The sequence below is a fragment of the Lachnospiraceae bacterium oral taxon 500 genome (assembly GCA_002999035.1).
Taxonomy (GTDB): Bacteria; Bacillota; Clostridia; order Lachnospirales; family Vallitaleaceae; genus W11650.
In genome coordinates this window covers 1488197-1503866 of record CP027241.1, presented here as the reverse complement: position 1 = coordinate 1503866, position 15670 = coordinate 1488197, and the positions used below count along the sequence as shown (strand labels likewise).

At 46.5% G+C, this 15670-nt stretch carries 15 protein-coding genes; all 15 read right to left on the bottom strand.

The window, feature by feature from the left end; all coding sequences use genetic code 11:
- Positions 1 to 9: 9 nt before the first annotated feature.
- The gene (locus tag C3V36_06850; GenBank protein ID AVM68981.1) at positions 10 to 1014 is read right to left on the bottom strand and encodes an ABC transporter ATP-binding protein; all 1005 of its coding nucleotides are present in this window, start codon (positions 1012 to 1014) and stop codon (positions 10 to 12) included.
- 43 nt (positions 1015 to 1057) lie between these two features.
- A complete protein-coding gene (locus C3V36_06845) occupies positions 1058 to 2197 on the bottom strand; it encodes an iron ABC transporter substrate-binding protein (GenBank protein ID AVM68980.1) in 1140 nt (379 codons plus the stop codon).
- Between the two features lie 281 nt (positions 2198 to 2478).
- Entirely contained in the window at positions 2479 to 4662 is a 2184-nt protein-coding gene (locus tag C3V36_06840) for a transcriptional regulator (GenBank protein AVM68979.1), read from the bottom strand.
- Between the two features lie 312 nt (positions 4663 to 4974).
- Positions 4975 to 5712 (bottom strand): hypothetical protein, encoded by a 738-nt coding sequence (locus C3V36_06835; protein ID AVM68978.1) that lies wholly within the window; start codon positions 5710 to 5712, stop codon positions 4975 to 4977.
- 2 nt (positions 5713 to 5714) lie between these two features.
- Positions 5715 to 6971: a PTS ascorbate transporter subunit IIC gene (locus C3V36_06830; GenBank protein ID AVM68977.1), complete on the bottom strand. Its 1257-nt coding sequence runs from the start codon at positions 6969 to 6971 to the stop codon at positions 5715 to 5717.
- A gap of 115 nt (positions 6972 to 7086) precedes the next feature.
- Positions 7087 to 7368, bottom strand: a complete 282-nt coding sequence (locus tag C3V36_06825; GenBank protein ID AVM68976.1) for a PTS ascorbate transporter subunit IIB — start codon at positions 7366 to 7368, stop codon at positions 7087 to 7089.
- A 4-nt stretch (positions 7369 to 7372) separates the two neighbouring features.
- Entirely contained in the window at positions 7373 to 7810 is a 438-nt protein-coding gene (locus tag C3V36_06820; protein ID AVM68975.1) for a hypothetical protein, read from the bottom strand.
- 211 nt (positions 7811 to 8021) lie between these two features.
- A complete protein-coding gene (locus C3V36_06815) occupies positions 8022 to 8879 on the bottom strand; it encodes an FdhC protein (protein ID AVM68974.1) in 858 nt (285 codons plus the stop codon).
- Positions 8880 to 9197: 318 nt separating this feature from the next.
- On the bottom strand, positions 9198 to 10856 hold the full coding sequence (locus C3V36_06810) for a hypothetical protein (protein AVM68973.1): 1659 nt from the start codon (positions 10854 to 10856) through the stop codon (positions 9198 to 9200).
- 210 nt (positions 10857 to 11066) lie between these two features.
- Entirely contained in the window at positions 11067 to 11387 is a 321-nt protein-coding gene (locus C3V36_06805; GenBank protein AVM68972.1) for a hypothetical protein, read from the bottom strand.
- Between the two features lie 47 nt (positions 11388 to 11434).
- Positions 11435 to 11644 carry a hypothetical protein gene (locus C3V36_06800; protein AVM68971.1) on the bottom strand — a complete coding sequence of 70 codons (210 nt, stop codon included), beginning with the start codon at positions 11642 to 11644 and terminating at the stop codon, positions 11435 to 11437.
- Entirely contained in the window at positions 11641 to 12384 is a 744-nt protein-coding gene (locus C3V36_06795) for a 1-acyl-sn-glycerol-3-phosphate acyltransferase (protein AVM68970.1), read from the bottom strand. The genes C3V36_06800 and C3V36_06795 overlap by 4 nt, the downstream gene beginning before the upstream one ends.
- A gap of 18 nt (positions 12385 to 12402) precedes the next feature.
- Positions 12403 to 13947 carry a 4-alpha-glucanotransferase gene (gene malQ / locus C3V36_06790; protein AVM68969.1) on the bottom strand — a complete coding sequence of 515 codons (1545 nt, stop codon included), beginning with the start codon at positions 13945 to 13947 and terminating at the stop codon, positions 12403 to 12405.
- Between the two features lie 543 nt (positions 13948 to 14490).
- Entirely contained in the window at positions 14491 to 15018 is a 528-nt protein-coding gene (locus tag C3V36_06785) for a hypothetical protein (GenBank protein ID AVM68968.1), read from the bottom strand.
- Between the two features lie 11 nt (positions 15019 to 15029).
- The gene (locus C3V36_06780) at positions 15030 to 15629 is read right to left on the bottom strand and encodes a hypothetical protein (GenBank protein ID AVM68967.1); all 600 of its coding nucleotides are present in this window, start codon (positions 15627 to 15629) and stop codon (positions 15030 to 15032) included.
- Between the last annotated feature and the right edge of the window lie 41 nt (positions 15630 to 15670).

The following is a 15670-nucleotide window of genomic DNA, read 5'->3' as shown; positions in this document are numbered from 1 at the left end:
ATTTCCCTCCTAAAACTGCATAATATCTTTAGGATTAATATAAATTTCAATTTGATCGCCTTCCCCGTATAATTTATAGCCGTCATTTTTTTCCAGATATTTAATCGTTTCTCCCAGACACTCCAAAGTATATTTGGTCAAAACCCCATTAAACTCGACTTCGCTGACCGTACCGACCAATTTAACCTGATCGCCCTTATTTTCACTCAGGCACTGCTCAATACGGATAAAGCCGGATTTTTTAACATTCAGATCCGAGTTCGCCAGCCGGTTGATTTCATTTAAAATATTTTCGCCCAGCTTATTAATATCACCGATAAAGTCACAGACAAACTCGCTTTGCGATTTATTGTAAATCTCATACGGTGTTCCTACCTGCTCAACATAACCGTTATTAAAAACGGCAATCCGGTCGGATAAGGTCAAAGCTTCCTCCTGATCATGAGTAACATAAAGGGTGGTAATGCCCAGTTCCTTTTGCAGGCGCTTCAATTCCAACCGCATGTTGATTCTCAGCTTGGCATCCAAGTTGGACAAGGGTTCATCCAGACATAGAATTTTGGGTTCAAGCACGATTGCTCTGGCTAACGCCACTCTCTGCTGCTGGCCTCCGGACAGCTCAGAGACATTTTTGGCCAGCTGTTCATCGGTAATTTTTATTTTTTTAGCGATTTCCCGAACTTTCCGGTCAATTTCTTCTTTCCTCATTTTTTTTACTTTCATGCCGAAAGCAATATTTTCATACACCGTCATCGTCGGAAACAGGGCGTAACTTTGAAAGACCATACCGACATTGCGATCCTCAACCGGGTAATTGGTCACGTCCTGCCCATTAATATAAACTTTTCCCTTGGACGGGTGGATAAAACCAACCAACGCCCGGAGCGAAGTGGTTTTCCCGCAGCCGCTGGGGCCAAGGAAGGTGAAAAACTCACCTTCCTTGATATCCAGGTTCAGATTCTCAATGGCCACAAATTTTCCATACCGGATTTCCACATTTTCAAATTTTACCATTGCAGGTTTCCTCTCCTTTAATGTTTCTTTCTTATTGCCTAAATTATTTAATAAATTCCAATTCCGCTTTTTCCACCCAGGCATCAATATTTTGGGCGATAAATTGCCAATCCAGCTGCTGGGGCTTTAAGCCTTCCATAAACTCCTTGATTTCAGCACTGACATTGGCCAAAGCCTCTTTCTGACAGGGAATCGTACCGAACTCGTTTGACCAAGCCAGCTGCACCTCTGCGCTGCCCAGCCAGTTTAAAAACCGGACGCATTCATCATAGTCTTTGGCGCCCTTGGCAATGGCTAAAGACTCAACCACAAACGGCTCACCGATTTCCGGCTTCATCACCTGGAACTTGTAATTTCTGGTCTTTTGCTCGGTGATGACACCCGAAGCCCAACGCTGCATCAAGGGATAGGTACCGTTGATCACGTTACCGATCGGATCCTCGCCATCCGCAACGATATGTGAATTGCTCAAATAAGCGCCTGCAACTTTCCAGCCTTCTTCAGAAATGCCCAATTCGCCGTTGGGATCCGGATAACGGCTGACTACGCTGGCAAATACGGTTTTACCAGTGCCTCCGCCCAAGCCATATAACTGATACTTATCCTTGTATTTTTCCTGAATCAGATCCGTCCAATCACCCGGCATATCGTCAAAATCATCCTTGCCGATCAAGACCAAGGGTGTGGTGCTAATCGGATAATAAAAGCCATCCTTATCAACCAAGTCCTGATCAACGCCGTCCAGCCAATCCGGCTGCCATTTTTGCAGGATATCCTGCGCCTTTAATTTTTCATATTCAATATTGTTCAAACCAAAAGTCACGTCACACAGCGGGTTGTTCTTCTCGGCAATGATCCGTTCCGTCAGTTTCGATGCACCCATGGCTACAACCTGAATATTAAAGCCGGCTGCCGCTGCTTTTTCGGTCAGCCACTCGCTCCGGCCTTCCGAACCGCTGTTGGTATAAACCACAACCGTTGAACCGCTCGGTGCCTGTTGGCCGGTATTTTCATTCTGCTTTTCTTCCGGTTTTTGTTCCGGTTTTTGTTCCGGTTTTTGCTCCGCAGTCTGCTCTGTTTTCTGATCCGTCTTGGCCGTTTCTTCCTTCTGAGTGGTACACCCCGCCAATAAAGAGACACCCACCGCTGTCGCTAACAGCAAACTTAAAATCTTTCGTTTCATCATAACCCTCCTTTAAAAATTGTAACGTTTTATTTTTCTTCCTTATGTTTTTGATTATATATCTTATTTTGAAACGTGTCAATATTAAAAGGCGAAATTTTATTTAAATTTTTTCAGAGCTTTTCTTTTTCTTTGTCTGTTTTTCCGTAAATCTCTTCCTGCCAGATCAAAACACAAATAAAAAAGAACCAAAACTCAACTTTTGGTTCTCATTTATTCAAGAGCCATAAAACACTCCTGTAAACACCGCCGCCAGCGGCTCTGAATGCAAAGATAAAACATCAGCGCCGGAAATTAAGTTCTTTATCGATCAACTCCTGCGCCTGATCAAGCGCTTCCTGCATAGTGTAAATGCCGGTAATCACATTTTTAACGGCCGTTCCCAGAATATTCAAAAAGCGCTTTTCATCAAAGGGGTGTGCGCCATCCTCCGGTGTCCGGTTGGTCGTCGAATAAGCGAAGCTTTCCTTGGACAATTCCAGCCAGGGAAACGTATCAATAATATCGTATTTGGAATAGGTTTTTAAACAAGGCGAGACACTGCCCAGCATGGCCATAGCCGAGGCCACCGGCTCTTTGGTAATCCATTTGATAAAGGAAACGGCATCTTCTTTATACCTGCTGTTCCTAGACACAGCCAAAGTCCCGCCGCCGTAAATCGGATTTCCGCCCGGCACTACACCAAAACCGATGTTTTCAGCCACTTTTGAATTATGTCCTAAAATTTCCGAAGCATAATTGCTGAAATTAATCATCATCGCCAGTTCGCCGCTGGCAAATTCCTGTGCCGCCGTTGTCCACCAGCGCGTTGTTTTCTGCGGTGCATATTTCTGAACTTCAATCAGCTCACACATCGCCACCAAGCCGGCCTCGTCATTGACGGTTATCCAGCCCCGCTCGTCATACAGCCGTTTTTTATGACTGAACAATCTGGCCAAAAACTCTGTCGAGGCCACACCGGTATTCCCCAAAGTCAATCCTGTGCCGTATTTGACATCCGCCGCCCCCTCTCCGGCCAAGTCGAAGAAAAACTCGGCAATTTGATTGTATTCTCGAAAAGTCTGAGGCACCTTTAATTCTTTCCTATACCTCTCCCGATACAGTCGCTTATTGACATTGCTTTCAAACAAATCTTTCCGGTAAAAAAGAAGCTGCGCACTGGGCGTAACCGGCAGCGCGTATATTTTACCGTTGGCATAAGAATATTTTCCTTTCAGTGCCGGAATATATTCAGCAAAGACGTTTTTAATCTGAGGATCTATTTCTTCCAGCGGTACAAAAAAACGATCGGCAAACCACGACAGCCAGGTAACGTCAATTCTGAGCACATCATAGAGATCCGAATCCTGCGAATACAGAAACTGCTCATATATTTCATCATAGGAAAAAATGGAAATTTTAACTTCGGTGCCGGTTTCTTCGGTGTATAATTTAGCCAACCCCTGCATAATGTTCGCTTCCGGGCTTTCCAAAGTGAGCACATGAATCCGGGGAGCCGGGTGCTTACCGGCTTTAATATCAGTCCAGTTTCGAAAGCCGTCATTAGCCAAAATGCAAGCACGTCCGGTTCGAGCTGCGTCTCTTTGGGTCACTGCTGCCGCCACCTCGCGCCCCAGCAGGCTGTAATTAAACTCATATTTATAAAAGTTTCTTTCCGGCAAAGACACCACTGTCGACGATGTATAAATCGGAACTTTTCCCATATCATTAAACGCTTCCGCCGTTTTCTTGATTTCTTCGGCAAAGCTGATGTTCGATGTAACAATCGCGTCTATTTTTTCACTGGCTGTCAGCATATTTAAAATGGTATGTGAAATTCGGCGAATATTAGTGGACATATGGTTAAAGGATGTTTCCTGTCGATTGAATTCTGCCTGAAATCCGGTGTAAAATTCTTTTTCATTGGAATAGCGGAGCGAGTCAGTGATCAAAAGAACCTTGCCGCATTTCTTCTGCAGAGTGGTCTGAGCCAGCGCCCGGCCGGCCGCTTCATAATCAAAGCCGTAGTAATCAGCCGCAAATCCCGGCTTTCTTTCCACAAAACAAACTTTATCAAAGCCTTTTTCAGCATAATAATCCCGCGGCTCCTTGATACAGGTAATCGTCACCACTGCCGTCGCCATCATCGCCTGCGCCCGCTGAATCAGCTCAATTTCCGTCTGCGGATTTTCGTTTGACAGAAAAAGTTCGGTAATATAGCCGTTTTGCTCAATAAAATGCTTGAAGCTGTAATAAAACTCCCGGTATTTCTTATATTCAATTGACGGTAAAATCACACCAATCAAATTGCCACTGCCTTTTCTTAATATTTTAGCCCGTTCGTTGATCGTATAGCCCAGCTGTCTGGCCGCTTCTTCCACCAGCTTAATTTTTTCGCTGCTGACATTACCCTTGCCGTTCAAGACATTAGAAGCCGTGCCTTGGGATACCCCTGCTAACTTTGCGACATCCAATATAGTAGCCATTTTCCTTCTCCTTGTTATTGAAACGTTATAATAAATGATTATACTATATATTTTGGGATTTTGCATCTGTTTTTTCGTCGTTTTGCCAGCTTTATTTCCCTTTTGTATTGGTATTTTTCCAATCTGCTGCCAGACCAGCACTTTCGGTTCCTCGAAATATATAAAGAGTATGTTGAATATAAATAACTTCCGATAAACTGCAAAACCGGACATTAAGCAAGTACATATTTGCAGTTGCCTGAACTGATTTAAAAAATATAGGTGCCAAAAAATTGACACCTATATTGCAGGACTGCTCCTTACCTTTCGTTTTTAAAACTCATAATGAATCTGCTCCCGAAACCGCTCGAACAGTTCCTGATTTTTTTCGGCGCCGCCGTCTAAGTTGGCGCTGTAAAAAACCGGCGCCGGAATCTTTTTATTTTTTTGAATCTGCTCTACCGCTTCAACCATCACCGCATTGGCAATCAGGCAGCCGGTTACCGTGGAAGACGCCCCCACCTTGATCGGCAGTCCCTCGACCGAACAGCAGGCATCGCCGATTTCGCCGTGATTATCCAACACCAAATCGCATAAATCCATCAGCTTTTTCCCGCTGGAATGACGGGAAGAGACCGACGCACTGTAAGTCCGGTTGGTAACAGCAATCAGCCGAACGCCTTTTTCCCTGGCTGCCAGCGCCAGATCAATCGCCACCGGATTGCGGCCGGAAACGGAATGAATCAAAAGCACATCACCGGCCGCCAGCGGATAACTATTCGCCAAAATCCGGCCATAGCCCTCTAATTGCTCCATTTGACTGGTCTTAGTCACCGGTGCCGTATCCAGCATAATTTCCCGGCCAAAAATCGGTGTCACCGGCAGCAAACCACCGGCCCGGTAAAAAAGCTCCTGACTTAAAATAGAGGCGTGACTGGCCCCGAATACATAAATGGCATGCCCGTTTTCCAAAGCGTCCGCCACCCAGCCCGCCGCCTGCCGAATGCCGTCGATTTCGGCGGCTTCAATCCGATCAATCAGTTCCTTAATTTTGGCTATATAACTCAGCATCTTTATACCGCCATTCCGAACAGGCTGGCAATTAACCGGGCCAATGCACCGAAAACAGAAAAGTCATTGCCGCCGAAAATCAAAATCCAGTTCTGAATCGTGCCGGCATAAAGCAGCGCCGATACGCCCATAAACGCGACCATACAAATCGAGGCCACCGAAGTGCCGATCACACAGCCGCGCAGGCCTCCCTGCCCCTCGGCAATAACCGCCGCCGTACCGCATTCAAAGAAAGAAGTAATGACCAGCGGAATCAAGATAATACCGAACAAATTAAGGCTGTTGGCAATCACAATCATCACCGTGGATACAATCATGGCAAAGATAAAGCCAATCAGCACGGCATTCGGCTTATAGTTAAATAAAATCGGGCAGTCAAACGCCGGAATCGCATTCGGTACCAGTTTTTCGGAAATCCCCTGAAAGGCCGGCACGATTTGACTGATCAGCATTCTGACACCATAAAGCAGGATTAAAAGCCCCGCTGCAAAGTTCAGTCCCTGCGCAAAAGAAAACATGATAATATTTTCTCCCTCCGGCAAGACCGCCGGAATCACAAGGGCAATGATTACAAACATAATGGTGATAACCAAACCGCCGGTAATGGAAATTTCCCGGAAAAAGGACAGCGACTTGGGCAGGGCAATATCTTCCGTGGATTTTTTCTTATCGCCGCTGACCTTGGCGACCGCACCGGCAATCAAAGCCAGCATACCGGCCGGGTGTCCCAAAGTAAAGCCTTTGTCATCCGTTACCGCCCAAACATATTTGCGCAGTACCCACGGCATGATCGACCAATACAGAGCGGAAAAAACCGCGCCAAAAACCACCAGCGCCGTTCCGCGCAAGCCGCCCTCCACTCCGGCAGCCACAAAAATAAAGGGAAACCACCAAATCATATGGCCGGTTAAAAAAATGATTTTAAACGGGGTCAGTCGGGCAATCAAAAGATGCAAAACCAAACCAATAAACATAGCCATGCCGACTTCACCGCCATAAGTGGCCGTAAACGTAGCGTCATTGAGTCCCTCCGCTCCGCCCGCCTGCGTCAGAGCTGACTGAAACGCTTGATTGATCGGTAAAATAGAATTAACCAGCATTGACACACCGGCGCTTAAAATCACCATGCCGAAGGCCGTTAAAAATACACCCTTAATCACGTCCGTCAGACTCTTTTTTTGTAGAATCAGACCCAAAGCCGCAATTAATCCCAATAACACCGGCGGATTCCGTAAAATATTAGAGGTAATAAAGTTCATAACAAGCTCCTTTCCCTTTCTTTTTTCATGTGTTAAGTCCTTCTTCTCCGACTTTCGGTGTATCGGCAGCATATGCCGAAATCAAACCGGCCTGCCGCCATTTACCAAAGCCGAATCAGCTGCCGTGCTCCTGTAAAAACTTTTCCAACGCCGCTTTGACCTCCTGCTTATCCATGTAGCGCTTGATTGGGTAAATCGGACAGGTACCGGCACTGCGCAGGTTTTCAAGCAGCTCTTCACTGGTTAAAATCACATCACAGGCGGTTGACCCGGCCGAAGTCAAATCGGTATTTTCCACCTCGGCGGTCACGTTCAGTTCCCGCAGCGCTTTTTCAATTGTCATTTTCAGCACCATCGAAGAACCCACGCCAAAACCGCAAACCGCTAAAATTTTCACTTCATCACCTCCCTTCGGTTTGATACAGCATTTCTATCATCTGCCGGTCGCCGCGCAAAAGTCCCGCTAAGTTTTCCGGTTCAGACAAAGTCTCGGCAATTTTTGCCAAAAATTTAACGTGCGCTGAAGAATTGGGCGTCGCCATAATCAAAAACGCTTTCACCGCCTCGCCTAAAAAATCAACCGGCTGCGGGCTGATTATCAGGGCAAAGCCTGCTTCATGCACCAGCACCGCCGACACCAAATGCGGCAGCGCAAAGCCATCCGCCAGCACCATATACGGCCCCAGCTTTTCCATCTGGCGAATAATCTCCGGATAAAATCCAGCCGCAATCACCCCATCTTCTTCCATTAACCTACAGCCTTGGCGGATAATCTCCTTCCAATCGGCCGGTGATTTCAACAGACAGACCCGGTGCTCCGGCAGCAAATTAGATTTCATAGTCAATCCCTCCTTTTTTCATGTCACCTGAAATTAAATTTATTATAACAAAAAGTTTAAAAAAAGTATATAACAAAGCCTATCTAATGATAAAAGAGAAAAAAGGCTGCCGTTTTGTAAGCCCATAGGTACTTTTTCCTAAAATACAATCAAAAAAATCTCCGGTTAGCCGCGCTCGTACGGCGTTCCGAAGATTATCTGCTATTTTCTTTTACCCCTTTAATTCTTTCCCATGCAGCAGAAAATAAATTCCGCCAATCAGCAGCGCACCGCCGATGATGTTGCCGGCCGTTACCGGCAGAAGATTGCGGAGAAGTGCATCTCCCCAGTTAACCAGCGCCAACTGCTCCGGCAAAAGCCCCGAGGCCGCAGCGTAGGCAGGATTGGTCTTAGCCCAAATTCCCAGCGGCAGGTAGAACATATTGGCCACACTATGCTCATAGCCGGAAGTAATGAATAAGAAAATCGGAAAGAAAATCGCCATAAACTGAGCAGACACCTTTTTCATACCGCTCGCCAGCCAAACCGCCAGACAAACTAAGATATTACATAAAATCCCGAGACTGACCGCTTCGGCCGGACTTAAATGAATCTTGCCGTAAGCCATTTTAACGGCTAAGCCCCCCAGCACATTCTCGGATAAATGCAGTTCGCCGCTTTGAAAAAATAAAAAAGCCACCAGCAGTGCCCCGGCAAAATTACTGAGATAAATAATCAGCCAGTTAACCAATAGCTCCGCCAGTTTGACTTTTCCCGCCAATACGCCGGTAAAGGCCAGACAATTACTGGTAAAAAGATCAGTACCGCCAAACACAACCAGCATCAGCCCCACCGGAAAGATAATGCCCGAAGCAAGCTTCCCCAGCCCGGTGGTAGCCGGATTCATCAACAGATTATGTGCCGCCATATCAGCACCGGCACCCGCTAAGGCAATAAAAACACCAGCCAAAAAGCCCAGCAAAATCATATCCTTATACGGCCGATGCGCCTTTTTGGTAAACTTATGCACTATGGTTTGCAGCATTTCGCCGGTAGTTGCCAATTCTTTTTCACTCATAAAAATCTCCATTCCGCCGCTCTTGCGGCTCTGCTCCTAACAAAAATCATTCTCATGCTGTACTTACAATTCGGCAAACAAACAGATATTGATATTTGATACAACCGGAGAATCCTCCCTCCAGACGCATATCAAATATCAATATTCGCTTGCTTAACACCCAGATTTGTAATTTGTCAATATTCCACCGAATTACAAGTGGCTTGCCTAAACTCAAAGGCTATTATAGCAGATTGTGAAAAATATGGCAAGAGCGGATTTTAAAAAAAGACAGCTTTCCAAACTGTCTTTCCCTTGTTAATTGGCGCTTGCTTTTTGCCTTTCTTTTTTTCACATCCCCCTAATTCCCGCCAGCACCAGCGCCGCCGCTGTCACCAGACCCTCGCCGATGGAACTGCCGGAAAAGAGATAGCGATAGTTTTCCGCCCTTTTGCCAATCATCAGCCGCAGCAGCGCGCCAATCCCGACCGTCAGCATAATGCCAAACGGCAGCACCATGCCCGCCACCAGCGTCATGGGGGACAAGCGGAAATGCGTCAGCAGCAGACAAACCGCTCCGGCCGTCGCCGCTACATAAAGATTGATATACGGCGGCAGTATTTGCTGGTGAATCGACTGCAAAAGCCCTTCCAGCGTCATGGCAAAGACGCGCGAAGTCGGCGCCGGCAGACTGGCCGTTTGAAAACCAACGCTGGTGGCGATAAAATAGGTTACGCCAACGCATAAAATACTGCCCAGCACCGAACTGGCCGCCCCTAAAAGCGTTACCGCTTTCGGCGGGATACCGAAGCTTTCGCCGACCCGCCGGTTCAGGACAAAATAAATCCCGGCCGCTTCAAAGGCAATCACTCCGGTTAAAAACAAGGTGATTTGACCCATATTTTGAAAAAAAGTAATCCCGATCAGCAGCACCGGAATCACCTCGTCTAAGTTGGAAACCCAAAAGCCGGTTTCGGCAATGACTTTAACCGTCGACAGGCTGAGCATCACCGAAAAAGGCAGCACCACCAACAGGCTCCACACCGGTATATCGGTAAAAAAGCCATAAAAGCAAAGCGCCGCCGCCACATAAAAAGCCAGCACCCCAACCGCGCTGTTATTCAGGGCCAGCTTCCTTTTTCCGGTCAAAAGCTCCCTGCCCTGACGGTAAAAGATCTTCCCTAAAGTCAAAATCCCCGTCGCCAGGGCAAAGCCGACCGTAACCGAAAAAATATAGGGATTCATTAAATGCTCCTGAAAACTGCCTGCCCGGAAAAAGAGCCAAACCGCCAAAGAATAAAGGCTGCCCAAAGCCAGCTTGCCATAGGTGGCGGGCCCGATGAAATAACTGGTGCCGACTAAAATCAAGCTGTTATCCAGCCAAAACATCGGGTGATCCAGCAGCGGCCAGCCTTTCGGCAGGAGCGGCATCCCTTCCTTGAAAACGCCAAAGACAGCACCGGCCAGCATGGACAGCGTAATTTTTCGCTTTTCCGTCCGGCTGTTTTTCAGCGCCGCAAGCAAATCAATCCTTGGCTTTAACATCGGATATTCGCCCTGAATCGCTTGCTTTTGCAGCACAGCGAAAAAAAGTACGCCAAACACCCCCGACACCGCAATCACCGCGCCAAAGGAAACTAAGCTGCCGGCGTCCTCCTGACCCAGCAAAAAAATAACCGCAAAATACGGCGCCGATAAATTGGCGACCGAAATCGCCGCCCGGGCGAAAATATCGGAAATGGCCGCGTTTTCCGCTGACTGCCGGCGAAACACCGCCAGCAGCACAATCGAACAAACCGCCGTATTGAGCACAACCGACATGCCGCTTTTCATAATCATATAAATCGCCGACACCGATATGACAATACTAATCAGCGTACCGGTGAAAATACTAATGCCGTAAGATCGTTTCATGGTAAACTCCGTTCCGAACAATTTTTTATGCTGAACAATTATTCTGCTGCTTTGTTTTCGTTCTTTTACTTCATACCATACAATGCCGCCGTGCACATCAAAGCGGCGATTGCGGCATCCCTTCGCTCCTCTTTCTTATTCAAAATAATATATATCTTCCAATTTCTGATCCAAAGCAATACATAGAATTTTTTCAAGTATACTTGTCAAGTTTTTTGCGGTTCAGGCAAGAAAAGTGAATAGCAAAAAAGCGATTCAAAACCCCAAATCGCTTTTTTATCTTCCTTTTTCCTACAAAAACTCTTCTTACCGACCGCGCACCAGCCGTTCGAGGACTGCTACCCCGCCCGGAATCAGAGCAAATCCGTACAATACGCCGGTTATAAACCGCTTCCTGTTATTGGATTCATAACTTGAAATATATTGCCAACCGCCGTCTATGAGTAGCGGCAGGCACAGCCAAAACAGGCGCCGATCCCGTCTGATAAAAGGTGCGCTAAACATTCCGACTATATATCCCGCCAAAATCCCCGTACATCTTGCACATAAAGGCAACTGATAGCCTTGATAAAAAAAGCTTCTTTCCGGTTTCTGATGGCATCGGCAATACTTAGAGCATATCGCCATTGATTTAAGCCACAAAACGTCTTGCTTACTCATACGTCCACACTTACTTACAGCTTAAACTTATGGCCGCAGTTGTGACAAACCCAGTAGTTGACCGATGTCGTTTGCTTGCCCTCGGCACAAAGCCCGCACAGCATTCCAATCGGGCCAAACAAAAGAAAGCCGCAGCAGCCGTTTCCGGCCGAATAATCTTTTCCTTTCGTCTTCACCTCGGTGATGATTTGACAATTCCCACTCCTGCATTTTGGACAATTCATTGGCATTTCTCCGTATCTGTAAATGTTTCCGCAAACAAGTCCCTGACCTTCCCCTCGACATATTCATGAATCTGCTTGACTTCCTCCGCCGGCAGATTTTTCATGTCAATCGGCTGGCCAAAGCGAAGATAAAGCTTGCCCGGCCGGGGATTATAATGATTGGCTTCAAACATTTCATCGGTTCCCCGCAGCGCAAACGGCACAATCAGCGATTCTGACCGTTCCGCCAGCTTCAGGCTCCCGCGCTTAAACGGCAGCAATTCATTGCTGTTCATCTGCCGGGTACCCTCCGGGAAAATGATATAGGACTGCCCTTTTTTCATATTTTCAATCCCGCGTAAAATCGTCGCCAAGGCTCGCCGGGCATTATTCCGGTCTAAGAACAAGCAGCCGAAGCCCAACATCCACCAGCTTAAAATCGGAATCCCCGCCAGATTGTCCTTGGCGATAAAACCGGCCGGCTTCGGCAGACAGGCCAAAAGCAGCACCACATCAAGGGTTCCTTTATGATTCCCGGCAAACAATACCGTTCCCTCCGCCGGAATATGCTCTAAACCCTGAACATCAACTTCCGCTCCCAGGCAAGTCAGCACACTGCGGAAAAAAAGCTGAGCGGTCGCAAAGGTCAGACGGTTGCGCAGCGGCACACTGAACAGACCCAGCAGCCAGTAAAGCAGCAGCAGCGGCAAAGTCACCAGAAAAAAAATACCAACATAGGCAAAGATTAAGATTTTACGCATCGCAAACTCCTTTCCTCATTAAGCCTGCTCTTCCTCCGGCAGCCGAACGCGCCCGTACAGCTTAGTCACATAGCTGAGCTGACCACGGATATGCGGACTTAACATCTCGGCAGTATAGCGCCACTGCCAGTTGCCGGCCTCTACCCCCGGTGTATTCATCCGGGAAAACGAACCAAAGGATAAGATATCCTGTAAGGGTACGATTGCCATTTTCGATACCGAACCGAAGCACAGCCGGATAAAATCCCAGCAAATCGTATTGGCATCCGTATTTAAGTAACGGCGAACCTTATCCTTGGACACTTCCGGCAGCTTTTCATACCAGCCCAGCGTCGTGTCATTGTCATGCGTGCCGGTATAGCAAATCGAGTTGCGCGGATAATAATGCGGCAAATCGCCGTTTTCTTCTATATTTTCAAAGCCAAACTGCAAAATTTTCATCCCCGGCAGCTGAAAATCGTCCCGCAACTCCTCGACATCCGGCGTAATCAAGCCCAAATCCTCAGCGATGATCGGGATTTCCTCACCCAGTTCTTTTTGGAAGGCACGGAACAAATCTGCTCCCGGTCCGGGCAGCCACTCGCCCTCAATCGCCGTTTTATTGCCGTAAGGAATCGCCCAGAACTCAGCAAAGCCGCGGAAATGGTCAATCCGCAGATAATCATACATTTTCAGGTTTTGGCTGACTCTGGCCACCCACCAGCGATAGCCCTCGGCCTTATGCTTTTTCCAGTCATATAGGGGATTGCCCCACAGCTGACCGGTGGCGCTGAAATAATCCGGCGGCACTCCTGCTACCCGAGTCGGATAGCCCTTGGTATCCAGCATGAACAAATCCTTGTTCGCCCAGACATCAGCGCTGTCAAACGCCACAAAAATCGGAATATCGCCGACAATCTGAATTCCTTTTTGATTGGCATATTCTTTCAGCTCAAACCACTGCTTGAAGAACGCAAATTGCAGGAATTGGTAAAAACCAATCTCATCCCGCAGCTTGTCCTGCCATTTGCGCAGGGAATCCTTCGTCGGAAAAGCAATATCGGCCGCCCACTGCGTCCACATCACGCCGTCATGATAATCTTTGACCGCCATAAATGTCGCATAATTTTCCAGCCAATTCTTTTGCTCCTTAACAAAAGCAGCGTAAGCCAGCTTTAAATCCTCTTTTTCCGGCAAAGCCTTAAAATTGGCATAGGCTTTGCGCAGAATCTCATATTTATAGGGAATCAGTTCCCCGTAGTTGATGCAGACCGCTTCCCATTCGCGCGGGGCAACATCAACCGGTTCTATCAGCTTCCACTCCATCAGCTGATCAATACTGATGATAAGCGGCTGTCCGGCAAAGGAAGAAAACGACTGATACGGTGAATCACCGTAGCCGGTCGGCCCCAGCGGCAGCACTTGCCAGAGCTGTTGTCCGGTTTCCTCCAAAAAATTGATAAAATAATACGCACTCGGGCCCAAATCACCGATTCCATACGGCCCCGGAAAAGAAGTCGGATGCACCAAAACACCGGATTTGCGCTGGATTTTTTTCCAGCTGGGAAGTCCCTTTTCTTTCATTAGATATGCTCCTTTCAAATAATTAAGGTAATAAGCTCAACCTGCCCTTACGCACAATCGGTCGATCCCGCGCCGCCTAAAAAAGCCAAGCCTATAAATGAGAAACGTTGAGCAGCAAAGTACAAAGCACTGTTTTAACCGCTAAACCGGCGGTTGATTTCCAAACGCAGCCACCTTTTTCGTGAAGAAATCACCGCGCCATTCGTTGGCTAAATCTGTCACCATCATTATACAATAAGTCCGGCCAATAGTCTATGCCGAAAAAATGAAAATCTTCTTTCGCCTTTCTCCCTTGTCATATCAATCCTAAATACCCTACACTATAGCTCAACTTTTTCCTGTTCGTCAGAACAGTCTGTTCGCAAAAAAACTTTGCCTTCTCGCTTTTCTGTTCGCCGAACGCCTTAACTATATTTGCCAAAAAGCCTCCCCTTTTCGCTAGGCAGGTTGCGCGCCCGCGCAGAAGCGCATAGCGCTTCGACAGGGGAAAGTTGAGTGCATAAAAAAGCGCAGCCCAGAAAAATTACTGTGCTGCGCCGGCGATTACAAAACCGCCACAATTTCAAAGTATAAATAATGGTACATATCGTCAATAACAAGTTTCATTTCTTCCATATATTTTTTATCCAAGAGTAATTTAGGATGAAAGGCATCCTCCCGCCACAGCCGAACGCCAATCGCTGGAAATTCATAATTCGTGCTTAAATCCTCATCATCCCATTCATAAACACAGGAACTGTATTGCTTTAAAAAAGCTACCATTTCCTCCGCCAAAGTAGTAAAAACACTCTTGTCATAAAGAGTTACCTCAGCATATTTTTGAATCTCATAATCAACTCCTATTTCTACCGCACGCTCGCCTTGATAACGAACCATAAAAAACACACAATTATTAAAATAACGTAGGGTAAAACCATCCTCTTCTTTCTCTTGGGCAATTTTGATATTACCGCTGTTCCCAATAGAAAATTCTGCGTATAACTCAGCCAATGCGGTTAAAATCTGTTCCGGCGACATTCCTAATTTTAACGAACCAATTCCCTCATGCGGAATAACAGATAATGTTTTCAAACTTTCTCCCCTTACTGTACTCCAAACAGTTTTTCGTAATTATAAAGACAAGTTACGACCTCATAATAATATTTTTGCTGCAAAGTACCGAAAACACCCTCACTATCCATTTTGGCCTTTAAATCATCCACTTCTTTTTGCAAAGCCTCTACATATTTCTTATCCTTTAACAAAGCTGTCATTTCTGATACATAAGAGGAACTGCCATAGCTTCCTGTTCGCTTATGATCCTCAGTCATCATTCTAATGCAATATGCTTTTGAAGCATTAAACCCATTCCTTCTCAGAGATGTCGCAGGCACAAAATGATGACGTTGACCTCCATTTGCCGAAAAACTATCATACGGCGCAGCTACAAAGTTATATCTTGTATAATTATCTTTATTTGTATTCTTAAAATGATGCTTTAGTCCATTGTCTGCCACGGTAATATCATATTCAAATTTTTCCTTTACTCCCCACTTGGGAACAATCCATCTATAAACAATACCATTTCTCACTATCTTTTTGCTAAAAGTCTTTTTATCTTTATATGTCCACGTACTATTTTGAAGATAATATAGGGAAATAGTGCCGGAAATATCATCTAATGGATTATCCGCATCGACCATTGCCGCCTGTACAGAGAATGTACTATCTAACATAATATAAC